At 26.2% G+C, this 24,896-nt stretch carries 20 protein-coding genes; all 20 read left to right on the forward strand.

Annotated elements, in window-relative coordinates; translation table 11 throughout:
• Window positions 1-205: 205 nt before the first annotated feature.
• The 20 genes from ACTNAO_RS03005 to ACTNAO_RS03100 all read left to right on the forward strand — a co-directional run bounded on the left by ACTNAO_RS03005 (window position 206) and on the right by ACTNAO_RS03100 (window position 24,875).
• Window positions 206-1,048 carry a flagellin N-terminal helical domain-containing protein gene (locus tag ACTNAO_RS03005; RefSeq protein WP_441025773.1) on the forward strand — a complete coding sequence of 281 codons (843 nt, stop codon included), beginning with the start codon at window positions 206-208 and terminating at the stop codon, window positions 1,046-1,048.
• Window positions 1,049-1,197: 149 nt separating this feature from the next.
• The gene (locus ACTNAO_RS03010; protein ID WP_441025775.1) at window positions 1,198-3,459 is read left to right on the forward strand and encodes a glycosyltransferase; all 2,262 of its coding nucleotides are present in this window, start codon (window positions 1,198-1,200) and stop codon (window positions 3,457-3,459) included.
• A 480-nt stretch (window positions 3,460-3,939) separates the two neighbouring features.
• Window positions 3,940-6,066, forward strand: coding sequence for a glycosyltransferase (locus ACTNAO_RS03015; protein ID WP_441025777.1), 2,127 nt, complete (start codon window positions 3,940-3,942; stop codon window positions 6,064-6,066).
• Between the two features lie 82 nt (window positions 6,067-6,148).
• Complete coding sequence (locus ACTNAO_RS03020) at window positions 6,149-6,379, forward strand: hypothetical protein (RefSeq protein WP_441046159.1); 231 nt, start codon at window positions 6,149-6,151, stop codon at window positions 6,377-6,379.
• Window positions 6,380-6,413: 34 nt separating this feature from the next.
• Complete coding sequence (locus ACTNAO_RS03025; RefSeq protein WP_441025781.1) at window positions 6,414-10,211, forward strand: glycosyltransferase; 3,798 nt, start codon at window positions 6,414-6,416, stop codon at window positions 10,209-10,211.
• A 30-nt stretch (window positions 10,212-10,241) separates the two neighbouring features.
• Window positions 10,242-11,300, forward strand: coding sequence for a CDP-glucose 4,6-dehydratase (gene rfbG, locus ACTNAO_RS03030; protein ID WP_441025783.1), 1,059 nt, complete (start codon window positions 10,242-10,244; stop codon window positions 11,298-11,300).
• Between the two features lie 34 nt (window positions 11,301-11,334).
• The gene (gene rfbH / locus ACTNAO_RS03035; RefSeq protein ID WP_441025785.1) at window positions 11,335-12,636 is read left to right on the forward strand and encodes a lipopolysaccharide biosynthesis protein RfbH; all 1,302 of its coding nucleotides are present in this window, start codon (window positions 11,335-11,337) and stop codon (window positions 12,634-12,636) included.
• Window positions 12,637-12,659: 23 nt separating this feature from the next.
• Complete coding sequence (locus ACTNAO_RS03040) at window positions 12,660-13,661, forward strand: glycosyltransferase family 2 protein (protein ID WP_441025787.1); 1,002 nt, start codon at window positions 12,660-12,662, stop codon at window positions 13,659-13,661.
• Window positions 13,662-13,731: 70 nt separating this feature from the next.
• Window positions 13,732-14,610 (forward strand): flagellin N-terminal helical domain-containing protein, encoded by an 879-nt coding sequence (locus ACTNAO_RS03045; protein WP_441025789.1) that lies wholly within the window; start codon window positions 13,732-13,734, stop codon window positions 14,608-14,610.
• 199 nt (window positions 14,611-14,809) lie between these two features.
• Window positions 14,810-15,808: a hypothetical protein gene (locus ACTNAO_RS03050; protein ID WP_441025791.1), complete on the forward strand. Its 999-nt coding sequence runs from the start codon at window positions 14,810-14,812 to the stop codon at window positions 15,806-15,808.
• A 10-nt stretch (window positions 15,809-15,818) separates the two neighbouring features.
• On the forward strand, window positions 15,819-15,989 hold the full coding sequence (locus tag ACTNAO_RS03055) for a YjfB family protein (RefSeq protein ID WP_441025793.1): 171 nt from the start codon (window positions 15,819-15,821) through the stop codon (window positions 15,987-15,989).
• Window positions 15,990-16,478: 489 nt separating this feature from the next.
• Window positions 16,479-16,889 (forward strand): flagellar basal body rod protein FlgB, encoded by a 411-nt coding sequence (flgB, locus tag ACTNAO_RS03060; protein ID WP_441025795.1) that lies wholly within the window; start codon window positions 16,479-16,481, stop codon window positions 16,887-16,889.
• 2 nt (window positions 16,890-16,891) lie between these two features.
• A complete protein-coding gene (gene flgC / locus ACTNAO_RS03065) occupies window positions 16,892-17,296 on the forward strand; it encodes a flagellar basal body rod protein FlgC (RefSeq protein ID WP_441025797.1) in 405 nt (134 codons plus the stop codon).
• A 71-nt stretch (window positions 17,297-17,367) separates the two neighbouring features.
• Window positions 17,368-17,721 (forward strand): flagellar hook-basal body complex protein FliE, encoded by a 354-nt coding sequence (fliE, locus tag ACTNAO_RS03070; protein WP_441025799.1) that lies wholly within the window; start codon window positions 17,368-17,370, stop codon window positions 17,719-17,721.
• A gap of 24 nt (window positions 17,722-17,745) precedes the next feature.
• Window positions 17,746-19,305 carry a flagellar basal-body MS-ring/collar protein FliF gene (gene fliF / locus ACTNAO_RS03075; protein ID WP_441025801.1) on the forward strand — a complete coding sequence of 520 codons (1,560 nt, stop codon included), beginning with the start codon at window positions 17,746-17,748 and terminating at the stop codon, window positions 19,303-19,305.
• A complete protein-coding gene (fliG, locus tag ACTNAO_RS03080) occupies window positions 19,305-20,333 on the forward strand; it encodes a flagellar motor switch protein FliG (RefSeq protein WP_441025803.1) in 1,029 nt (342 codons plus the stop codon). The genes fliF and fliG overlap by 1 nt, the downstream gene beginning before the upstream one ends.
• A complete protein-coding gene (locus tag ACTNAO_RS03085; protein WP_441025805.1) occupies window positions 20,317-21,078 on the forward strand; it encodes a FliH/SctL family protein in 762 nt (253 codons plus the stop codon). Before fliG ends, ACTNAO_RS03085 begins: the two co-directional genes overlap by 17 nt.
• A gap of 28 nt (window positions 21,079-21,106) precedes the next feature.
• Window positions 21,107-22,438, forward strand: a complete 1,332-nt coding sequence (gene fliI / locus ACTNAO_RS03090) for a flagellar protein export ATPase FliI (RefSeq protein ID WP_441025807.1) — start codon at window positions 21,107-21,109, stop codon at window positions 22,436-22,438.
• 98 nt (window positions 22,439-22,536) lie between these two features.
• The gene (gene fliJ, locus ACTNAO_RS03095; protein WP_441025809.1) at window positions 22,537-22,983 is read left to right on the forward strand and encodes a flagellar export protein FliJ; all 447 of its coding nucleotides are present in this window, start codon (window positions 22,537-22,539) and stop codon (window positions 22,981-22,983) included.
• The gene (locus ACTNAO_RS03100) at window positions 22,983-24,875 is read left to right on the forward strand and encodes a flagellar hook-length control protein FliK (RefSeq protein ID WP_441025811.1); all 1,893 of its coding nucleotides are present in this window, start codon (window positions 22,983-22,985) and stop codon (window positions 24,873-24,875) included. The genes fliJ and ACTNAO_RS03100 overlap by 1 nt, the downstream gene beginning before the upstream one ends.
• The last annotated feature ends 21 nt before the right edge of the window (window positions 24,876-24,896 follow it).

Genomic DNA, 24,896 nt, shown 5'->3' on the forward strand with positions numbered 1-24,896 from the left:
TAATTTATATTTTACAAAAATAATTAATAGTTTATTTACAAAAAATCTATAAAGTATAAATAAAATTATGCGATAATAAATATGTAAAGAAAAACAAATTAATTCTTAAGCTTTAAATAAGCATTATGCTTATTTTAATAAATTAAATTTTTTATCTCAAATGCCAAGGATGGCAAAATATAAGAGAGTCAGGGAGGAATTTATTATGATTATTAACCACAACATGAGAGCAATGAATGCTCAAAGAAACATGGGAATCAACGTTAACAATGCAGCAAAATCTATGGAAAAATTAAGCTCAGGTTTAAGAATAAACAGAGCTGGAGACGATGCAGCAGGTCTTTCAATTTCTGAAAAAATGAGAGCTCAAATAAGAGGTCTTGATCAAGCTTCAAGAAATTCTCAAGATGGTATCTCAATGATACAAACTGCAGAAGGCGCATTAAATGAAACTCACAGCATAATTCAAAGAATGAGAGAATTAGCTGTACAAGCATCAAGTGATACAAATGTAGCTGTTGATAGAAGTTCTATAGGTGATGAAATTAAGCAATTAGGAGCAGAACTAGAAAGAATCAAAAATAATACTGAATTTAATGAACAAAAATTATTAAGTGGTACTGCTGGTACTGGTGGTAAGGTTCAAATTCAAGTCGGAGCTAATTGCGGACAAAGAACTGAATTAGATTTTACTACAAGTGGTATAAATTTAACTTCAGTAGTTACTAATTTAAAAGATAAGGAAGCTCAAGTATATAGTTCAAATAGTGCTACAAAGTTCATTGATACAGTTGATGCTGAATTGAAGAAAGTTTCAAAAGGTAGATCTCAACTTGGAGCATATCAAAACAGACTTGAACATACAATTGCTAATTTGGATAATGCATCTGAAAATACACAAGCTGCAGAAAGTAGAGTTAGGGATGTAGATATGGCTAAGGAAATGATGTCATATTCTAAGAACAATATTTTACAACAAGCTGCACAAAGTATGCTTGCACAAGCTAATAGTTCTACATCTGGAGTACTTCAATTATTACAAGGTTAATTTTTGAATCTTAATAATTATAAAAAAGGTCTATTATCAAGAATAGTTTTGATAATAGGCTTTTTTCTTTGTTAAGAAAATGCATATTATGGTCGATAATAAATTGTTATGTAAAAATAAAATGTTAAAAAGTTTTGAGAGGTAAAAATATGAAATTAAGTGTTGCAATGATTGTAAAAAATGAAGAAAAAAATATAGAAAGATGCCTTAAAGCTATAAAAAAATTAGATAATAAAATATCTTATGAAATAATTATAGTAGATACAGGAAGCACTGATAAAACAATAGAAATATCTCAAAAATATACAGATAAAGTTTATAAACATCCTTGGAATGGAAATTTTTCTGATATGAGAAATATTAGTATAAATTATTGCAAGGGGGAATGGATACTTATTTTAGATGCAGATGAAGTACTTGAAAATCCAGAAAGGCTTGTAGAATTTCTTACATCATCTAAGGAAAAAAAATATAATGCAGCTGAAATAATAATAAAAAATCTTTTAGGTGCTGATATCAACAATTATATTACTGTAAATCTTTTTAGACTTTTTAAAAGAAATAAAGAATTTTATTATGAAGGAAGAATTCATGAGCAACCAAGGGTTTTAGTTCCCTATACTAATTCTAGGGTTTCAGTTTTGCATTATGGGTATTCAAGAGAAGATTATGAAGTTATGAAATATAAGTATGAAAGGAACAAAGCTTTACTTGAAGAAGATTTAAAAAATGGAGCAGATCCTATATATACTAGATTTCAACTAGCTCAAACATATGCTATGGCAAATGAATCACTAAAAGCATTGATGGTTATAAAAGAAGCCTATGAACTTGAAAAGAGTAGGGTGGATGGTAAAAGAAGTATTGATGTTTACCATTTTTATTCTAGAGAGCTTGTGAATTTTTCCAATTATGAAAGTGCCATAAAAGTAGCAAAAGAGGGAATTGAATATTGTAAAAGTAGTCTTGATTTTTTCTATGTGTTATCATTTTGTTACAAAGAATTAAAAAAATACGATGAGGCAATAAAAAATTTTGAAATTTATTTTAATATGTATAACAAAAAGAAAAAAGGAATACTAGTTCATGAAGATGAAAAAAAATATGGTTCATTAGTTGATTATTCATATGCTAAATATGATGAAGTATTAATTAATTATGTAACATGTTTTTATGAACAAAAAGATTATAATAGAGTTATTTTAGAGTTTAGGAAAATTAAAAACAAAAAAGCAATTAAATCCTTGGAATTGATATATATATATTCATTATTTATGTGTAAAATGTTTGGTGAGATTAAAAAACATTTTTCTTATAAATTGGAAGAAGAAGATATTGAAAAAATTATGAATATAATTGAAAAAGTTGAGACTGATAATGAAGATTTTAATATTAATGACAGTATAAAAGAATTATATGGAATTGATAAACGAATTGACATTTGTTTAAGATGCATTTATTTAGATGAAAATATTAATAAGTTGAATTTTAAATTTAATGGATTTTTTACTTGGAAAGCTAAGATATTAAGAAATCTTTTGCCGCGTAATAGAGAATTGATTAATTTAATAAAGCTTTGCAGTAATAAGGATATAGATAAATATATATCATATATAAATAATAATTATGAATGTTTAAAAATTCTTTATGATTATTCACAAAACAAATTTTTAACATTAGATTTAAATGAATTAGCATTTGTAAATATTGTGGAAAGAAATATTATATTTAATTCTTCTGTAAATGGCAAGAAGTATAAAAACCTAATAATAAGGGCAATGATTAATAATGTTAATTATATAAACTATGTTTATAATAAAGGTATTATTAAATCTTCAAATTATTACAAAATATTAGATAGTTATGGGTCCTTATGGTATGGAATGTTGTTGCTAATTAAGGATTATAATAATGACAAGGTTAAATATTTGCAAGGATTAAGAAAGCTTTTGAACATGTATCCAGAATATAAAGATATAATTAAAGAATTTATGAATGAAATTAATGATGATGTTATTTCAGATGAAATGATAAAAGAAAAAGATAATTTATTGAAAGTATGCAATGAATATATTAATAATGACAAATTATTAGAAGCTTCAGAAATACTTAATGAATTAAATGATATATTTAAATATGATGGAGACATACTTTTAACAAAAGGGGTGCTAAATTATTTAAATGGAGACAATAAAGGGGCACTGTTGAATTTATCTTTAGCTTTAGAATTAATTAATGACCAATTTGATTGTGTATATAATATTGCTTGTGTTTTAGAAGCGGATAACAATAAAGAAATTGCTAAGTATTATTATGAAGAGTCATATAGGCTATGCAATGATGAAAATTTAAAAATTGAAATTAATGATATTCTAAATTATTTAAATAAAGGATCTGATATTAAAATATGATGCCTATATGTATTATAGTAAAAAATCAAGAAAATATTAATGTTGTGCAGGCTGGACAATTGCTATAGATAAAGATACATATAAAAATATAAGTGGCAAATATAGAAATAACTGATAAAAAAATAATTGAAGAATTGGATTCATTGACTAAGATTAGCAGTGTAAAGTTAAAGTTGTCATTTGTTAAGAGACTCAGAAAAAGGCATTATTATAGTATGATATTTGAAAATTATGCTTTATGGAAAGTATGATTATTTTAATATAGTATAAAAAAGTCAGAAATAACTATTTATAAATTTGTTGAAATTTATAAAAATAGTTCAAGATATATTTGGTTACAAAAGAAAGTTCATAAGAAAATTTAATTATTATTGAATTATTTACTGTATGAGGCAAATTTAAAGTAATAAGAAACATGAGGATAAAATACAATTGACTGCAGATACATGTTTTAAAAATAAAAGGAGTTTATAATAAAGTATGGAAAAAGAAGAAGTGTTAAGAGAAATACAAGAGGTTATTTCATCAGGAGATTTTAATGACGGTCAAATTCTTATAGATGAATATAAAAAGAATTTTGGAAGTTCAGATGAAGTAGAAAGTATGGAAGCTATTATTAATATGTGTAATAAAAATTATGAAATGGCTCTTAACAGCGTAAGAGAAGGATTAAAGTATAACATATTAAATAGTGACCTTTATTATACTATGGGTAATATTTATGAATCTTTAGGTGAATGTAATAGAGCATATTTGTGCTATGAACAATCATTATATATGTGTAACAATGATTGTAATAAAAGAGAAATTATAAATTCAATAAATGAATTAAAAAATAATAATAAAGTAAATGTTAATAATATGTCTTTTGTTATTTTAACTTATAATCAATTAGAATATACAAAAGTATGTATAGAAAGCATTAGAAATTATTGTAATAAAAATACATATGAAATAATAGTTGTGGACAACCATTCTACAGATGGAACAGTGGAATGGTTAAGGGTGCAGGAAGATATAAAGGTTATTTATAATGATGATAATAAAGGTTTTCCTAAAGGATGCAATCAAGGAATTGAAATAGCAAATAAAGATAATGATATAATGCTTTTAAATAATGATACTGTACTTATGGTAAATTCTATTTTTAATTTGCGTATGGCATTATATTCAGAAGAAAATGTGGGTGCTACTGGGGCAGTAAGTAATAGTGTAAGTAATTGTCAAATGATATCAGAAAAATTTGATAATTTTGATGAATACATAAGGTTTGCAACAAAAAATAATATTACAAATGAATCATCTTATGAAGAAAGAGTAAAACTTGTAGGATTTGCAATGCTTATAAAACGTAATGTATTAAAAAAGATAGGATATTTAGATGAAAGATTTACTCCTGGAAATTTTGAAGATGATGATATTTCCTTAAGAATAATTATGTCAGGTTATAAAATATTATTAAGTAAGGATTCTTATATTCATCATTTTGGCAGTGTTTCTTTTAAAAATGTCAAAGGTGGTTATAATGAACTGTTAGAAAAAAATAATAAAAAATTTATAGATAAGTGGAGTTTTTCAGCTTATTATGCAGAAAAATTTTATAAGACTATTTTTAAGTATATAAGCAAAGATGATAAAAATATATTAGAAATTAATGCCGGTGGAGGAAGTAACTTGATTTCTATAAGAAATGAATTTAAAGATAGAAATTATTATGCTTATGAAAAAAATCCAAAGCTAGCAGAAATGAATAAAAGGTTAGGTATAAATATAATTAAAAATTTAGATGATAATAAATATGCAGGATTTTTTGATTTGATAATTTTAACAGAATATAATGCAATTGAAAATCAAGAACTAATATTAAAAATTAAAAGAATTTTAAATACTAATAGCAGAGTTATTATAGTTTTAGATGCTTATAAGGAAAATAAAGATTTCTTTTCAAATAAAGATGTGGAAGAATTTATTGAAAAATTTTCTAAAAATAATTATAAGATGATAAATTATGCTGCTATTGGAGAAGAGGATAAAATTACTCTATGTACAATATTATTTAAAAATATAACAAAAAATAATATTATAAATGAAACTGCTCAAATTTTATCAAAAGGAAAAATTACTACTGCAGCAAATTACTTAACTTTATTAGAAAATGAAAACACCTTTAGTGATATAAAATCTGTTAGAAAAGAGTTGGAAAATGAATTTCAAATACTAAATAAAGTTAAATTTTTATTTAGAAGGCTTGATGTAAAAAAAGATGAAAATATTCAAGAAGTTTTTGACATTATTGATAATTACAAATTAACTGATGATTGTATTATTGGAATAATTAATGAAAATATGATTAATAAAAATTATGTGCTAAATTACATAGCTATTGAATATTTTGCAAGAGAACAATTTGACAGGGTATTACCATATTTAAAAGTAGCGTTAGATATTGATAAAGAAGATAATGATACTATATATAATATAGCTTATGTATTAAATTGTTTTGGAGAAAAACAAAAAGCTTTAGAATATTTAAAAAGTGTTAAGAAAAAAAATAATAATATTAATGAGCTTTTAAAAAATATTAATTCAGAAATTAATAAAAAATAGTAGAACATATAATAAATGGTTAACCATTGAAAATTCAATGACAAAACATCCAATATGTGATTATTGGTGGGGAGAATGGGGAATGTTTTGGAGAGATGAAATAAAAGATAATGTAAAGAAAAAAATAGCTGATGAATTTATTAAATTATCAGACAAATATGATAATAGTGAGTTTTACTCTAAACAAGGCAATATAATATATGGTGTTGATTGCAATGTCCATAGAATAGATGGGTATTTCGTTGCAAAACATCCAGGTGATAAAGGAATGGAAGTTATTGCAAGTGAAATATTGAAGTTATTGTATTTTTAGAATATTTGTTGATAAAATTTAAAAGGAGAAAAATATGAATGAGAAGAAGTTTTGTTTTATAAGTTGTGTTAACAACAATCAATATTATGAAGAATGTTTATATTATATAGAAAGACTTAATGTTCCAGAAGGTTATGAAATAGAAGTATTATCAGTTGAAGATTCAAAAAGTATGGCAGGTGGATATAATGAAGCTATGAATGTAAGTGATGCTAAATATAAGGTATATTTGCATCAAGACACTTTCATAATTAATGAAAATTTTTTATATGATATATTGTACACATTTGAAAATAACAGTGATATTGGAATGATTGGTGTAATAGGAAGTAAAGTTATTCCTACAAGTGCTATATGGTATGAAGCTAATAATAAGTATGGAAAAGTATATGAAAGTTCTTCAGGTAACTTAAGAAAATTTAAATTAAAAGATGTTAAAAGACGTTATGAAGAAGCAAAAATTATTGATGGACTTATAATGATAACTCAATATGATTTACCTTGGAGAGATGATGTATTTGATGGGTATCATTTTTATGATGCATCACAAAGTACAGAATTTATAAAAAAGGGTTACAAGGTTGTAGTGCCTAATCAAGATAAGCCTTGGGTAATACATGATTGTGGAATGGCAAGGATAAGTGATTATGAAAAATATAGGCAAAAATTTATTAATGAATATTATAAAGATATATTTCCGCTTGTTAGTATTTTAATACCTACATATAATAGACCAGAATATTTTAAGTTAGCTTTGGAATCTGCTATTAATCAAACATATAAAAATATAGAAATAATAGTAGGAGATGATAGTACAAATAATGAAACTGAAAAATTAATTAAGGATTACTTAAATAAGTATGACAATATAAGATATTATCACAATAAAAATAATTTAGGTCAATTTGATAATGATTTAAAACTTATGGATATGTCTAAAGGAAGATATGTTAATTTTCTTATGGATGATGATTTATTTGAAAAAGATAAGATTGAAAAAATGATTAATGTTTTTATAGAAGATGATAAAAATGAAATTAGTTTGGTATCTTCAAATAGAAAGTTGATTGATGATGAGGGGATTTTTAAAATTAATTATATTTTGGATGAAACTGTAAGAGTAATGTGTGATAAAATATTGAATGGTAAAGAAATTACAGAAGTAATGTTAAGTCAAAATAAGAATATACTTGGTGAGCCGACTACTGTTTTATTTGATAAAACAAAAATGACTGAAAAGTTTGGTTATTATAATAATAGGAGATTTATTTGTAATGTAGATCAGGCTACTTGGTTTAATTTACTTAGAAATAGCAATTGTGTAATTTTATCAGAAGCTTTAAGCTCTTTTAGAATACATAGTAATCAACAATTGACGTTTAAAGAAAATATTATTGGAGGAGTTAAAGATTATTCATATTTAATTATGAATGCATCCTCAAATAATTTGTTCCTAGATAATGAACAATATTTAATAGCAATAGATAACTGTTTGATATATGCAAAAACAGTAAGTTTAACATGTGAAAATGATAGTGTTGAAGAAGCAGTAAAAAGTCTTACAGATTTAAAAAAGGAAATAAGTAATAGAATCCCATTATTAACAGTAGTAGTTAATTGTAAAGATAAAAATATTGATGCTATTAATATTTTTGATAAAGTTAAGACTAATGTATATAGCAACGTAGAAATGATTTTTATAAAAAATAAAAATCAAAAAATTGATATTAAAAATTCAGAATATTTTAGTATTTATAATTATCTTGAAGAATTAAATGAAAATGAAAATATAAATAGAGCTATGCATGATATTTCTGGACAATATATTATGTATATTGATGATTCAAATATAGATCTAATTAATGAAAATTCTTTAGATATGATGAAATTCCACACAAATAATGATATTGCAATTGTAATTAAGGGAATATGCTTAGAAAATAATAATGTAATCTTAGGAAAGGATTTACTTAATTATTTTGTATATAACATTTCAAAGATCATAAATACAAAAATGTTATGTATAATAAATAAAAAATATTACATAAATAATATAGGAACATATTTTGACAAGACATTTACTTACAATATAAATTTAGCAACCATATGTAGTGCATTGAGATTTGGTAATGCTATATGCTTAGGTAACGAAAAGCATAATTTAATTAGCGACAGTAATTTAATATCAATGTATTTAGAAGGCCTAGCTTTAATAAAAGCAATAAAGATGGATAAATGTTTAAACAATATACTAGACTATCAAAATTCAATTAAATTAATTTTTAAAGAGATCAATTTAATTATTAATAAGAATAAATGGGATTATTTAAATGATGAGATAAAGAAATTTAAAGAACAATATGAAGTTAATACAAAAAATATTAAATTTTATGATTATGGATACAATACTTTAATACGTGATGGTGCGGAGATAATATGTGAAGAGGCTATAAGTATAGGAAATAATACATTAATTAAAGAAGATTCTACACTTATGGTACCTTATTATAATTTTAAAGGAAAACCAAGAATAATTATTGGTGATAATTGTGACATAGGAAAAAGAATATTTATATCATCTGTAAATAAAGTAGAAATTGAAGATGAAGTAATAATAGCATCTAATGTTCATATAGCAGATCATAATCATGAGTATAAAGAAATAGGAATTCCTATTAGAAGACAGGGAGTAGATTCTTTTAAAAATGAAGTTAAAATTGGATTCGGAACTTGGATTGGTAATAACGTTGTAATAATTGGCAATGTTAAAATTGGAAGAGGTTGTACAATTGGGGCTAATAGTATAGTTAATTCTAATATTCCAGATTATTGCGTGGCGGTAGGCCAACCTGCTAAAGTTATAAAATATTATGATAGTGAAATAGGAAAATGGGTAAATGTATCAAATGAACATAAAGTAAAAAGAAATATTGAAAATATTACAAATAAGAAACCAATATTTACCATAGGAATACCTACATATAACAGATCATTTTATTTAAATAAATGTTTAGAAACTATATATAAACAAGTTGGAAATGATAATTTAATAGAAATACTAGTTGTTGATAATGCATCTACAGATGCAACATATAATGTTGTACAAAAATATAAAAATAAATATTCAAACTTTACATACATAAAAAGAAAAGAAACAATAAATGGTAATGAAAATATATCAAGTATATATAAATTAGGAAAGGGAGAATTTATAAGTTGTATAGGAGATGATGATTATTATAGTGATGGTGTAATATATAAAGCATTAAACATTATATTAAAAAATAGAAATATATCTACAATGTTTGTATTGCCTAATAATTGTGAATTTACTTCATATATAGGACAAGGTATAGATGATTATATTGAAAAAGTATCATATATGTGCACACTGATTTCTGGAATTATTATAAAAAAATCATTGATTGATAAGGTCTATAAATATAAAGTAGATAAATTCTGTTTTAATCAAGTAATTTATCAATTAGAATCATTAAAACTTAATAATAAATTTGCTATTTTATTTGGGCATATATTTAGAAATGATTCTGGAGCCCATAAGCCATCAGGATATAGTTTGGCAGATGTTTTTATCCATAAGTATTTAGACACTATATGCAAATACAAAGAATTTGGATTATCAGATGAAACTTATAAAAGAGAAAAGAAGAAACTAATTGATAATATGATAATACCATGGGTTTATAAGATAAAAAAAGAGCATGTAGGATTGCTAGTAGATGATTTGATAGATGTATATACGAAGTATTATAAGAATGAAACATATTATAAAGAGAAATTATCTATAATAGAAAAATTATTACAAGAGTAATAAATTTGTATTTTACAAAAGGAGTAAAGTATGTGTTTTAATATATATAGGAATAAAAAAGTATTAATAACAGGACATACAGGATTTAAAGGAACATGGCTTACACTTATTTTAAAAAAGTTAGGCGCAGAAGTGCTTGGATATTCTCTAGAACCAAATACCAATCCTAGTTTATTTAATATATGTAATTTACATAATGAAATAAAAAATGTTTATGGAGATATAAGAAATAGTGCATTTTTGGAAGAAATAGTTAAGAAATTTAATCCAGATATTATATTTCACTTAGCGGCACAACCTTTAGTAAGGCTTTCATATAGGAATCCTAAACTTACATATGATACTAATGTTATTGGAACACTTAACCTTTATGAAGCAGCAAGAAAGTGTAATAATTTAAAAGGAATTGTATCAATAACTACTGATAAATGCTACGAAAATAGAGAATGGGTTTATGGTTATAGAGAAAATGATCCAATGGGAGGCTATGATCCCTATAGTTCAAGTAAAGGTTGTGTTGAAATTTTATCAAATTCTTATAGGAGAAGCTTTTTCGAAAATGAAGGAATACTGCTTGCTACATGTAGAGCTGGCAATGTAATTGGCGGAGGAGATTGGGCCGAAGATAGGCTTATACCTGATTTTGTACGAGCAGTATCAAAAAATGAAAAAATTATTATTAGAAATCCATTAGCCACAAGACCGTGGCAACATGTATTAGAACCATTAAGAGGTTATTTAATGATAGGAGAAAAATTGTTAGAAGGTAAAAAGGAATTCGCTGAAGGATGGAATTTTGGGCCTAATGATAGTGACATATTAAGCGTTAAGAATGTTTTAGATGAATCAATAAGTGTTTGGAAAAAAGGAAGTTATGAATTAGATAAAAATGAAAATCCTCATGAAGCTATGAGTCTGAAACTTGATATAAGCAAAGCAAGGTGTATTTTGAAATGGAATCCTATATATGATGTTCATAAATCAATTAGAGAAACAATAAATTGGTATAAAAATTATTATGATGGAAATACAAACATGAGAAAATATACTGAGAATCAAATAGATTATTATTTAAATAGTTTAAAATAGATATTTATAAAATGTTAAAAAGGATGAGAAGACAATGGAAGAAAATAGAAGAAAAATTATTGATTTGTCAAAAGAATATTACAAGGAAAATAAAAAAACAATAATTCCTGGCAAGGATTATATACCAGCATCAGGAAAGTGCATGGATGAAGAGGATTTAGCAAATTTAATAGATGCATCTCTTGATATGTGGCTTACTACAGGACGATATGGAGATAAATTTGAAAAAGATTTTGCAGAATTTTTAGGAATTAAGCACTGTGCTCTTGTAAATTCAGGATCTTCTGCAAACCTTATTGCAATGACAGCACTTACATCACATAAGCTTGGTGATAAGAGACTTAAACCTGGGGATGAAGTTATTACAGTTGCAGCAGGTTTTCCTACTACAGTTGCACCAATTATACAAAATGGTTTAGTTCCAGTATTTATTGATACAAAATTAAGTACATATGGATATGAAGAAAATGTGATAGAAAAGGCTATTTCACCAAAAACTAAAGCTATTTTTATGGCTCATACTCTTGGCAATCCATTTAATTTAAATAAAGTAATGGAATTAGCTCAAAAATATAATTTGTGGTTAATAGAAGATAATTGTGATGCTCTAGGGGCAAAATATAATGGTAAACTTACAGGAAGTTTTGGTCATATTTCTACATATAGTTTTTATCCAGCACATCATATAACTATGGGAGAGGGTGGTGCTGTGCTTACAAATGATCCTATTATTTATAATATTATAAGATCAATAAGAGACTGGGGAAGAGATTGTATATGTCCACCAGGTCATGATAATGTATGCAAACATAGATTTTCTCAAAAACATGGTAATTTGCCATTTGGATATGATCATAAATATGTATATTCTCATTTAGGATATAATCTTAAAGTTACAGATATGCAGGCAGCTCTTGGAGTATCACAACTTAAAAAGTTACCAACATTTATAGAAAAAAGAAAAGAAAATTATAAAAAATTATATGATGGATTAAAAGTGTTAGATGATTATTTAATATTACCAGAACCAGAAGAAAATAGTGAACCAAGTTGGTTTGGATTTCCTATCACAATTAAAGAAAATTCTAAATTTACAAGAGATGATATAACAAAATATTTAGAAGAAAATAAAATTGGTACAAGGCTTCTTTTTGGAGGAAATTTATTAAAACAGCCTATTTTTACAGAAAATGATTATAATTATAGAGTTGTTGGTGATTTAAAAAATACAGATATAATTATGCATAATACTTTTTGGATAGGTGTATGGCCTGGTATTAATGATGAATGTATAGAATATATTGTCAATTCTGTCTTGAAGTATATAAAAGTATAAAAATAGAAGAGGTAAATAATTATATGAATTATAAAGTAACAGTAATTATTCCAGTATATAATGCAGAAAATCATATAAATAATATAGCAGAATGTTTATTTAATCAAACATTAAGAGATATACAATTTATTTTTGTAAATGATGCATCTTGCGACAATACTTTAGAAAAATTATATGAAATTGAAAAAAAGGATCCTGATAGAGTTTTGATTATTAATTTAAATGAGAATCAGGGCCCAGGAGGAGCAAGAAATGTAGCTCTCGAATATGTATTAGGAGAATATGTAGGATTTGTAGATAGTGATGATTTAATAAAAAAAGATATGTTTGAATGTATGTATAATAAAGCCATAAGCGGCAATTATGATATTGTTGAATGTGGATATTATAATGAACGAAAGAATAAAGAATTAATGTTGTGGGATAGCAATATGGAGGGAATTGTAACCTTTGATAAAAGAGTTAAAATGTTCTTAACTTGTGGTTTTATTTTTACAAAAATTTTCAAAAGAGAAATAATAATTGATAATAATATTAAGTTTATCCCTAAAATACCTTTAGAAGATGTGGATTTTTTATGTAGGATATATTCTAAAGTAAAAACTGTAGGAATAGTTAATAAATGTTTTTATCATTATATAGATAATAAAAGTTCTTTTTCACATACGAGAAATAGTATGGGATTTTTAGAAGTTAATAATATATTTTGTGAAAATTATCTTAGTCATATGAAAAATGAAAAAATATATTTAGAAATGAAAGAAGTAATTGAATATGTTGTAATAGATGCATGGTTTGATTTATTTAAAGCATTAGTATTAGGTAATAAAATGATTAATGAAAGTTCTTTTAAAATTATAGATGATAATCTAAAAAAATATATTTTAAATTATGATGAAAATGTATTTTTGGTAGAAAAGGCTAAAAATGATTATATAGCAAAGGCTTTTTGTGTTAATTCAAAAAATAGAAAAAAGGCAGTTGAAATATTGAAAAGTATAGTGATAGAAAGAAATAATATATAAAGCTTTCCCCAATATTAACGATAAATAAATAATGTTAAAACTTTATAGAAAAATATAAGGAGTGAAATTTATGAGATTATGCCATAATATGAATTCTTTAAAGGCTTATAATGCCTATTCTAAAAATCTTTCTGCAAGCAGTGCTGCTAGTAAGAAAGTTAGTACAGGTCTTAAAATTAATTCAGCTAAAGATAATCCTTCTAAAATTGGTCAATTAAACCAAATGGACATTAAGCTTAAAAGTATGCAATCAGCAGAAAGAAATGTTCAGGATGGTGCATCAATGCTTCAAGTGTCAGATGGAGCTCTTCAAGAAGTAAATAATATTTTAGCTAGAATGAAGGAGCTTACTGTAAGTGCAAATGATGGTACGAAAACAGATTCAGATATTAAAGTAATTCAAGATGAGATAAATGAATTAAAAAACAATTTAAATTATATATCAAGAGACACTGAATTTAATGGAGTTAAACTTTTAGGTGCTGATGGTATTAAAGATCCAACTGAAAAATATGTAGTTATAAGTTCAGAAGCAGGAAATAGGGATGAGGTGAAATTTTACAATACATCTTGTAATAATATAGGTATATTAGATAGCGATGGTAACGTAATAAGTGGTAAATCCATCAATGATATTGATTTTACAGACTCTTCTAAGGATAAAGGAGAGTTTATAAACATTGTTGATAACGCAATTGACCAAATTGGCAAAATAAGAAGTGAAGTTGGTGCAAAATCAAATGTATATAATAATATGGTAGAAACTTTACAAGAAAATCAAATGTTAATTACATCTTCAATAAGTAGAATAGGAGATGCTGATATGGCAGAACAGGCATTAGAAATTTCAAGAACTGATATTTTAATTAATGCAGGACTTGGTCTTATATCTCAATGTAATCAATTGCCTCTTAATTGCCTTCAAATAATTCAAGGCTCAAGAAGATAATTAAATATAAGCATTATAAGTAAAAAATTAAAGTAAGCTTTGAACTTTTCTAAATATTCAAAGCTTATTTTAATTTCAACATAAAGTTAACAATTAGTGAATTTTTCAACTATATTCAAAATAAATATTAAACATTTGATATAATATCAATGAAATAATATACGTTGAGAATAAGAAAGGTAAATAATTATGGTGAAATATGAACGTGTCAGATATTATAAAAGAAATAAATATTCTTGTTAGCATGTCAAAATATGATGAAGCATTACAAAAAATTCAAATGCTTAAAGATGAAAATGAAATAAATGAAGACATTTATTATGAGGAAGCTCTTATTTATGTAAATTTAAAGGAATACAATAAGGCTTTGGAGATTTGCAGACTAGGTCTTCAGTATAATCCTGAAAGTTCAAGATTTTATTCTCTTTTAGGAATTATATTTGATAGAAAACAAAATAAAAATATGGCATGTATATGTTATGAGGAGGCAGAAAAGCTATGCAAAAGAAACAATGACAACATAGGTGCTCTTAAAAATATTGAGTCAATTAATCTTTTAAATGCTGATGTAAAAAAGCTTTCTATAATTATTTTTGCAGACAATAATTATGAAATAACAAAAATATGTTTAGATAGTATTAATAAATATAGCTATGATATTCCCCAAATAATTATTATTGATTACAATTCAAGTGATGGAAGGTTTGTTTCTTTTGAATGTCAAGAAAACGTTTCAGTAATTTCTGTATCTAAGAAAGGTATTCTTTCAGCATGTAATGATGCATTAATGAAAATAGGCTATGATAGGGATGTTGTAATTATTGACAGTAGAACTATACTTATGCCTAACACACTTTTTACATTAAGAATGGCTTTATATGAAGATGCTTCAAATATAGCTGCATCTGCTGTAAGCAATAATGGTGATGATAGCCAGTTTGTAGATATAAGTTGTACAAATTTTAATAAGTATGCTGATTTTGCATCTAAAAATAACATAATTAATTATGAACTGCATTATGAAGTATCAAAGGCTGAAATATTTTGCACAATATTTAAATGTGACTTTTTATTAAGTATTGGTCTTTTTAATGAAAAATACATAGAAATAAATAATAATAAAGTATATTTTAAATCAAATAGTGAAGACGAAAAGAACATAATCTGTAAAGACAGCTTTGTATATAGAATTTTATAAATAAGGAGAGATGTATATATCAATGACAATGAGTCAAACAAAGGTTCAGGAATCTGCTAGCCTTTCTGTTTTGAAAATGAGTATGAATGATAGTAAGGAAACTGCTGAGGCTATGACAAAAATGATGGATAACATTGCTGTAGATGAAAATTTAGGAAACAAAATAGATGTATATGTTTAAATTAAGAAGTTAACAATTAATAATTAAGTGGCTTTTTACGCTACGCTTAAAAGCCAATCTCCACAGGAGATAATTAATAATTAATTCTTAATCATTAATTATTAATTAACCGAAGTTAAAAAACAATAAAGAATAAAAACATTAATGAAGCAAATATTTGAGATCAATAAATAATTTCAACAAATTTCATTGTTGAAATTATTTATTTTTGTACTAAAATTCAAAAGAAAAATACAAAAAAAGTAAAAAATATTGATAAAATGTGAATAAATTGTAATAATAAAAAATATAAAAAACTGTTTAAAAGCTACTAAAATAGCCAATTTATACGCAAACAAAATGTATATAAATTGTTAATTTTAAAAACTAATAGAAAATATAAATTAATTTTAATTTATAATATAATATATAGAATAAAATAATAGGCATATTTACAATTATTATGTAAAAAAATGTTAAGTAAAAATAAGGTATAAGGGAGTGGGGATGATGCCAGTACAAAGTATAATAGATTCGTCTGGTACATACGATTTGTTAAAAGAAGGGATAAAGGCTTCTACAGTTAGAGCAAAGGCTATATCAAATAATATAGCTAATGTTAATACAAAAAATTACAAAGCATTTAATGTAGTTTTTGAAGATAACATTAATGGCAAAAATTCTAAAGGTTTAAGTATGAGAAAAACTAATGAAAAACATATAGATAACAGCAATGGTTTAAGTGGTGATATAACTGTTGAAAGAGATGAAAGCACAAGTATGAGAAATGATGGTAATAATGTTGATTTAGATATTGAAAAAGTAAATCAGGCTGCAAATACTATGAAATATAATGCTTTAGTGCAACAGGCAAGTAATAAAATTAGCATGACTAAATATGTAATTAGTGGAGGTAATTAAAAATGAATGCTTTTTCATCAATGAGAATTAGTGCAAGTGGTATGTCTGCAGAAAGATTAAGAATGGATACAATAACTTCAAATATGGCAAATGCTGAAACAACTAGAACAGATGAAGGTGGTCCATACAAAAGAAAAGTAGCAGTTTTTAAAGAAAGTTACGATGAAGCAAGAAATCCTAATGGAGTTAAAGCTGTAGCAATAGAAGATGATAATTCTGAATTTAGAAAGGTTTATGATCCTGCAAATCCAGATGCTGATGAAAATGGATATGTTACATATCCTAATGTAAATGTATTAAATGAAATGGCAGATATGATAGTTTCAACTAGAGCTTATGAAGCAAATGTAGATACTTTAAATGCTAATAAGAGTATGTTTACAAAGGCTTTAGAAATAGGAAAATAAAAAATGTTTAATAGTTATTAAATTTTACAAAATACGTTAAAGAATTAACAAATAGATAGGAGTTGAAAAAAATGAAAGTAAATCCATACGCTCCAAGCGAAAAGGTTTTTGAAAATGCATTTGGAAGTGTTTTAGATACTTCAAATGCAAAAAGTATCAATAATATAAATGGTACTAATGAAAATGATAATAGTGTAAAAAATACATCCTTTGCAGATGTTTTAAAAAGTTCTTTAGATGATATTAATAGTCAACAGATTAAAGCAGATAACTTAAATGATAGTTTTACAAAGGGAGAAGAGGGTGTTGACATAACTGATGTTATGCTTGCAACAGCAGAAGCTAACACATCACTTCAATATGCAGTTCAAATAAGAAATAAACTTGTTGATGCATATCAAGAAATAATAAAGATGCAGATATAATTTAAGTAGGGAGTGCAATAGAAAATGAATAAACTTTCAGAAAGTTTAAAGAAAATTTGGGATAAGTTTAAGAGTTTTGGTAAAGCTATCAAAATTGCAATAATCGTTGCAATAATTGCAATTATAGCTGCTATAGTAAGTGTTATAGTGTTGAAAAATTCCAATAAATATGAAGTTCTATTTTCAGACTTAGAAGCAACAGATGCACAAAGTGTTATTGCACAGCTAAATGCTGATAAGGTTGATATGAAAATACAAGGAAATTCTATATTAGTAGATAAAAGTAAAGTTGATGAACTTAGAATGGAACTGGCACCTACACTTAATTCAGGTAGCACAGGCTATGAGCTTATGGATAGTGGAAGTTCTTTTGGTATGACCGATGATGAATTTAACATAAAAAAATTAAGAATGCTTCAAGGAGAACTTGAAAAATCTATAAAATCATTAGAACCAGTAGAAACTTGTAAGGTTTTAATATCACCATCAGAGGATTCTGTTTTCATGAAAGAATCTAAAGAAGGTTCTGCAACAGTAACATTAAAGGTAAAAACAGGATATAATGTTTCTGATGATCAGGTAAAGGCTATTGTAGCATTAGTTTCTAGAAGTACTTCAAATATTCCAGAAAAGAATGTAGAAGTAATTGATACAAATATGAATTTACTTACAAGTAAGCTTAATCTAGGAGATAGCGATAATGGCTCAGTAAGTTCTGAAAGTGTTAAAGATCACAAAGATGCAGAAAGTTCGTATGAAAGTAAACTTCAAGAAAATATAGTAAATCTTTTAGAACCTATAGTAGGAAAAGGAAAGGTTACAGCAAAAGTTAATGTGGATCTTGATTATGATTCCAAAAAAGTTACAGATACTCAAATTGATCCAACAAAAGCATTAATAAGTCAAGACATAAAAAAAGAATACAATAAAGATAATGGCAATAGTACAAGTGAAAGTCCTGTGGATAATAATATGAGTAATACTATTGAAGGAGATTCCCAAGGTGCTACTTCAGGTAGTGAAGAACAAACTTCAAATTATGACCACAGTAAAACTATAACAGAAGTGATACCTGCTGCAGGAGAAGTAAGAAGACTTACTGCTTCAGTTATGGTAGATGGTAATTTAGATTCAGATACTCAGGAAGCTTTTGAAAATGCTATTAAAGCTGCTATTGGTTTTGATAGTAATAGAAATGATGAACTTTCAGTAATTGGAATGAATTATGATACAGCATTAGATGAACAAAAGCAAGAACAGGTTAAAGCTTTAAATGATCAAATAGCTGCAGAAAAAAGAAATCAAATAATTAAATATGCAATAATAGGTGGAATTATTTTAGCTGCTATTATTGCAATAGTAATAGTTCTTGTAAAACGTAAGAAAAGAGAAGAAGAAAAACTTCTTGATGTTATGATAAATGATAATTTACCTGAAGTTGAACCAGTAAATTATGATCCTATAGATTTTTCTGTAAATGAAGAAAAAACTATGAAAGAAGAAGAAATTAAGAAGTATGCTAAGGATAAGCCTGAACAGGTTGCAGAAATTGTAAAATCTTGGTTAAGTGAAAATGAGGGGTGATGAATTTGGCTAAAGATAGTGGAAAACAAAAATTAACTGGAGTTCAAAAGGCTGCAATATTATTTATAACCCTTGGGCCAGAAGCATCAGCTGGAATACTTAAAAAGCTTCCAGAAAGTGAGATTCAAAAAATAACATATGAAATAGCTAATATAAATTCAGTTAATTCAGAACAAAGAGATGGAATACTAGAAGAATTCCTTCAAATGAATAAAGCAAAGGATTTTATAATAGAAGGAGGCATGGATTATGCTCAGGAGCTTTTATCAAAAGCTTTAGGAAGCCAAAGAGCTAAAGAGATAATGGAAAAGGTTACTGAAGCTACTCAGCAGTATAGACCTTTTGCCATAGCAAGAAAAGCTGATCCAAGCCAGCTTTTAAATGTTATTACATATGAGCAACCTCAAACTATAGCATTAATTCTTTGTTATCTTCAGCCTGATAAGGCTGCTCAGGTAATGGCAGAACTTAGTGAAGAGGTTCAAAGTGAAGTTGCATATAGAATTGCCACAATGAACAATACATCTCCAATGGTTATAAAAGAAATAGAAAAAGTTTTAGAAAGTAAACTTTCTTCAGTAGTAAGAACTGAAATGACACAAATTGGTGGTGTTGAAACACTTGTTGGAATATTAAACCAAGTTGATAGAACAACTGAGAAAAATATTACAGAAAGTCTTGAAAGAGAAAATGCAGATCTTGCAGATAAGGTTAAAAGCTCTATGTTCGTATTTGAAGATATTATCACTCTTGATGATGTATCTATTCAAAGAGTTCTTAGAGAAGTTGATGCAAAAGAACTTGCTCTTGCACTTAAGGGATGTTCTGAAGAGGTTGCTGAATCTATTTACAGAAACCAATCAAAGAGAGCTGCTGCTTCATTAAAGGAAGATATGGAGTTCTTAGGACCAGTAAGATTAATGGATGTAGAAAAATCTCAACAAAAGATTGTTGGTATCATAAGAAGACTAGACGAAGCTGGAGAAATTATAATTTCAAGAGGTGGAGAAGATGCAATCATCGTTTAGTGTTATTAAAGAAAACAGAGCTCAAAAAGGCAGCGTAAAAGAAATATCTACTAATTATGAAGTAAAGATAGATAATAAGGATACTAAAAAAGTTATATCAGAAGAAACTGGAGTTACTTATGAAGAGGCAAAAAGATACATTGAAAGTTATGAAAAAATAGGAAAATCAATTATAGAAGATGCTTCAAGAAAGAAAGACAAATGTATACAGGAAGCTTATGAAAAAGCTTCTCTTATTGAAAAAGAAGCCTATGAAAAAGGATATAGCCAGGGACAAAAAAATGGTTATGATGATGGAAAAAAAGAAGCATTAGATGAAGCTAGAGAAGAAGCAGACAAAATTATTAATGATGCAGAAAATGTTTTGTTAAATGCTAAAAAAGATTATTCTGATTATTTAGATAGGAAAAGTGAAGATATATTAAATCTTGTAATTGAAGTTGCAAGACAAGTTTTAAAACGTGATATAAGTGAAAATATAGATATATCTAAAATGGTGGAAGAAGCATTAAAACTTTCAAAAGATGAAGAAAATTTAATAATAAAATGTAATCCAGTTTATGTGGATGAACTTAAAAAGAATATAGACATTTGGAAACCATCTTATAATATTAAAGAATCAATTTTTGTTCTTCCAGTGGACAGCATGGAAAAAGGAGAAGCTATTATAGAAAAAGATAGTGGAGTAATTAAAGTTTCAATAGATACAGGACTTGAAAAAATAAAAAATGCATTATTTAATTAATTTTTAATGAATAAAAGGGGTGGGGTTTTTGAATTTAGATTTTAATGCTCTTACAGAAAAAGTAAGAAGAACCTCTACAATTTATTCAGAAGGTGTAGTAAAAAAGGTAATAGGATTAACAGTAGAGGTAAAGGGAATTAAAGCCTTTGTTGGTGAACTTTGCATTATTTATACAAAAGATTATAAAGAAGTTAAATGTGAAGTGGTAGGCTTTAGAGATGATTATGTAATTTTAATGCCTCTTGGACCCCTTCAAGGTATATCTTGTGGTTGCAGAGTTGTAGCACAAAATAAGCCTCTTGTTGTAAAGTGTTCAGATAAACTTTTAGGTAAAGTTTTAGATGGTCTTGGAAATGAACTTTCAAAGGATAATGTGGAGGAAGATGATGATTCTGTAGAACTTGCAAGTAAAAATTATCCTCTTGAAAGTTCACCACCAGATCCATTAAAAAGAAGGCGAATAGATACTATAATGCCAACTGGAGTAAGATCTATAGATGGTTTTATAACAGTAGGTGAAGGACAAAGAATTGGTATATTTGCAGGTAGTGGTGTTGGTAAAAGTACTACTCTTGGAATGATTGCAAGAGAAGCAAAGGCTGATGTTAACGTAATTGGTCTTATTGGAGAAAGAGGAAGAGAGGTTCTTGAATTTATTGAAAAGGATTTAGGACCGGAAGGTATGAAAAAATCTGTTGTTGTTTGTGCAACTTCTGATAAACCAGCCCTTATAAGACTTAAAGGAGCACTTACTGCTACAGCTATTGCTGAATATTTTAGAGATCAAGGAAAAAAAGTAATACTTATGATGGATTCTGTAACAAGATTTGCCATGGCTCAAAGAGAAATTGGACTTGCAATAGGTGAACCACCAGCAACAAAAGGTTATACTCCTTCTGTTTATGCAAAGCTTCCAGAACTTATGGAAAGGTCAGGAACATCAGATAAGGGATCAATTACAGCTTTTTATACTGTTTTAGTTGATGGCGATGATTTTAATGAACCAATAGCAGATGCTGTAAGAGGTATACTTGATGGACATATAGTTTTATCAAGATCTCTTGCTCATAAAAATCATTATCCTGCAGTAGATGTTTTAAATAGTGTCAGCAGGCTTATGTCTGGTATTGCATCACCTGAACATAAAAAGGCAGCTTCAATAGCTAGAGATCTTATGGCTACATATAAAGATTCAGAAGATCTTATAAATATAGGTGCTTATGTTAAAGGAAGTAGCAAAAAAATAGATTTATCTATTAAATATCATGATTCTATAGACGCATTTTTAAAACAGGGTATAGATGAAAAATGCGATTTTGATACTAGTATTAATTCATTAATTCAAATGTTTAAAAGTTAGCAAAGAATAAAAGAATATATATTCTTAAATGTAAATATTCTTAAAAAAATGACGATAAATTAGTATAAAGTAAGCCTCATTGAAAGGAGGTGAAATAAATGGCAAAAGGGTATAAATTTAGTCTTGAAAAGTTACTGGAAATAAGGCAAGACAAAGAAGAAGAAAGCAAGAGAGAATTTACTGAGAGCAAAAAAGCTAAGGTTAACACAGAAAATGAACTTAACAATTTAAATGAGTGTTATGAAAAGTACAAAGGTATAAAACCTGGAGAAGATGTAATTTATCAAAAGGTTAAGCGTTCCTATCTTGCAGCATTAAATGTTGGTATAAAGCAAAAAACAAAAGAACTTAAAATTAAAGAAAAAGAGCTTGAAATAAAAAGACAAGAGCTTGCTAAAAGGCAGGTGGAAAGAAAAACAGTTTCAAGACTTAAAGAAAAAGGGTATGCAAGCTTTATAAAAGAGCAGGATAGAATAGAACAGCTTAATAATGATGAATTTGCATTATATGCTTATATGCGTAAATCTAAGGGAGGTGAGGTTTAGTGAGAGTAGATGGCAGCATGCCAAGTGGTGCTCCAAAAACAAGTAGTACTACTGTAAAAGAAAGTGTTTCATCAAATGGACAAAGTAGTGATTTTAATAAAGTATTAAAATCATCAGTAAAATCAAACAATAATTTTGATAAAGCTAGTAAAAGTAGCACAGAAAAAAATAGTACATATTCTCAAAATAATATAAAGAGCAAAAATAGTGATGATACTAAAAATTTAGTAAAAAATGAAGTATCAAAAAGTAAGGATATTTCCTTAGACAATGGTAAAAAATCTAATAAGATTGCAGATAAAACAAAGAAAAATACTGATGACAATTTAGCTTTAAAAAATACTTCTAATGTTAAAGATAATAATAAAGATACTGTAGTGGTAAATTACGATTTACTTAAGGATTTAAATGAAATTAAAATTGCAACTTCTGATGAAAATAATAGCAAATTAACTTCAGCTGTAGAAAATGTTATTAGTAATGTAAAAGAAAAGTCTGAGAAATTAGATGTTAATTCTATATTAGCTGTTTTAAATCAAATTACAGAAATAATAAATAGTAAAGTAGAAAACACAGATAATACTAATAATTTGTTAAAAGAAATTAACAGTATATTAGATAATAAAATATCTGAATCAAAAGATAGTATTCTTAGTTTTTTTCAAAGTATAGATAATAACAATAATTCCATGGAAGATGTTTTAAGTACCTTAGAAAATGTATTAAAAAATAGTGATGATACTTTAGTGCAAGATGATAAAAAAGGTATTTTAGCAGTGCTTGAATCATTAGAAAATAAAATTGTAAATAACAAAGAAAACAATAATATTGATAAAGCTTTTTCAGAAAATGAAAGCAAAGCATCTAATGATATCTTAGGTGAAAAAATTGATAGTAACAATTTTAGTGAAGTTAAAAATGATATACAAATTAATACAGAAGGTAATAATATTACTGAAGTTAAAACTACAGAAAGCAATAGTAATTTAAATACTGATAATATTAAGAATATCAATGCACATGAAAGTAAAATTGCTTATGAAAAAGAAAATATAAATTCTTCAAATGCAGAAATTTTACAGTCAGAGGTTAAAGAAAACAATAAAGAATTAATTACTCAAATTAAAAATTTACTTAATGAAAATGAACAGGTATCTAATTTAAGTGAAGTTTCTAACAATGATAATAAACAAATATTTAATAATAAGATGCAAAATATTATAAGCAAAAATGTAGAAAGTAAAGAAGAAAACATTGATGTTAAAAATTATACTTCATCAGATAGTAATAATAGTAGTAACAATTTTGAAGAAAGCAAAGATGAAAAAATATTAAAATCTATTTTAAATGACAAGGATTTATCATCAACTACTATAAATAGAAATGTAACTTTTGCTGGAACATTTAATAATGTTAATGCACTTGATGGACTTAAGGAAGCAGCTAAGCTTGTAAAGGCAGAACACTTAGCAGAAGATATAATACAATCAGTTAAATACATGGAAGCAAACAATATAAAAGAATTAACTGTAAAGATAAATCCAAGAAATTTAGGAGAACTTTCTATAAAGGTTATACAAGAAGATGGAGTTTTAAAAGCACAAATTAAGGCAACTACAAAAGAAGGATATGATCTTTTATCACGTAATGCTTCAATAATAAATAAGGAATTATCTAATCAAAATTTAAAAATTCAAAATGTTAATATAAGCTTAAATAATGATACTACATTTTTTAAAGGAAGCAGTTTTGAAGGTAATGCAAATAATTTCAGCCAAAATGAAGCTTCAAATAAAAATGCAAAAAATAATGTAAATGGTGTATTAGATGAAGATGAAGTATTAGAAGATAATGAAGCTGAAATAATAAATAACATTAATATGCTTGCATAAAAGCAAATAAAATTGAGGGGA

It is taken from the genome of Clostridium sp. HCP1S3_C6, from assembly GCF_052066735.1.
Classification (GTDB): Bacteria; Bacillota; Clostridia; order Clostridiales; family Clostridiaceae; genus Clostridium.

Excerpts from the sequence above, each read along its gene's own strand:
- ACTNAO_RS03085 (WP_441025805.1), top strand. The coding sequence starts at position 20,317 with ATGCAATCATCGTTTAGTGTTATTAAAGAAAACAGAGCTCAAAAAGGC.
- fliG (WP_441025803.1), top strand. The coding sequence starts at position 19,305 with ATGAATTTGGCTAAAGATAGTGGAAAACAAAAATTAACTGGAGTTCAA.
- fliE (WP_441025799.1), top strand. The coding sequence starts at position 17,368 with ATGAAAGTAAATCCATACGCTCCAAGCGAAAAGGTTTTTGAAAATGCA.
- ACTNAO_RS03040 (WP_441025787.1), top strand. The coding sequence starts at position 12,660 with ATGAATTATAAAGTAACAGTAATTATTCCAGTATATAATGCAGAAAAT.
- ACTNAO_RS03025 (WP_441025781.1), top strand. The coding sequence starts at position 6,414 with ATGAATGAGAAGAAGTTTTGTTTTATAAGTTGTGTTAACAACAATCAA.
- ACTNAO_RS03045 (WP_441025789.1), top strand. The coding sequence starts at position 13,732 with ATGAGATTATGCCATAATATGAATTCTTTAAAGGCTTATAATGCCTAT.
- ACTNAO_RS03050 (WP_441025791.1), top strand. The coding sequence starts at position 14,810 with ATGAACGTGTCAGATATTATAAAAGAAATAAATATTCTTGTTAGCATG.
- ACTNAO_RS03055 (WP_441025793.1), top strand. The coding sequence starts at position 15,819 with ATGTATATATCAATGACAATGAGTCAAACAAAGGTTCAGGAATCTGCT.
- rfbG (WP_441025783.1), top strand. The coding sequence starts at position 10,242 with ATGTGTTTTAATATATATAGGAATAAAAAAGTATTAATAACAGGACAT.
- fliF (WP_441025801.1), top strand. The coding sequence starts at position 17,746 with ATGAATAAACTTTCAGAAAGTTTAAAGAAAATTTGGGATAAGTTTAAG.
- rfbH (WP_441025785.1), top strand. The coding sequence starts at position 11,335 with ATGGAAGAAAATAGAAGAAAAATTATTGATTTGTCAAAAGAATATTAC.
- ACTNAO_RS03020 (WP_441046159.1), top strand. The coding sequence starts at position 6,149 with ATGTTTTGGAGAGATGAAATAAAAGATAATGTAAAGAAAAAAATAGCT.
- ACTNAO_RS03005 (WP_441025773.1), top strand. The coding sequence starts at position 206 with ATGATTATTAACCACAACATGAGAGCAATGAATGCTCAAAGAAACATG.
- fliJ (WP_441025809.1), top strand. The coding sequence starts at position 22,537 with ATGGCAAAAGGGTATAAATTTAGTCTTGAAAAGTTACTGGAAATAAGG.
- flgC (WP_441025797.1), top strand. The coding sequence starts at position 16,892 with ATGAATGCTTTTTCATCAATGAGAATTAGTGCAAGTGGTATGTCTGCA.
- ACTNAO_RS03015 (WP_441025777.1), top strand. The coding sequence starts at position 3,940 with ATGGAAAAAGAAGAAGTGTTAAGAGAAATACAAGAGGTTATTTCATCA.
- flgB (WP_441025795.1), top strand. The coding sequence starts at position 16,479 with ATGCCAGTACAAAGTATAATAGATTCGTCTGGTACATACGATTTGTTA.
- ACTNAO_RS03010 (WP_441025775.1), top strand. The coding sequence starts at position 1,198 with ATGAAATTAAGTGTTGCAATGATTGTAAAAAATGAAGAAAAAAATATA.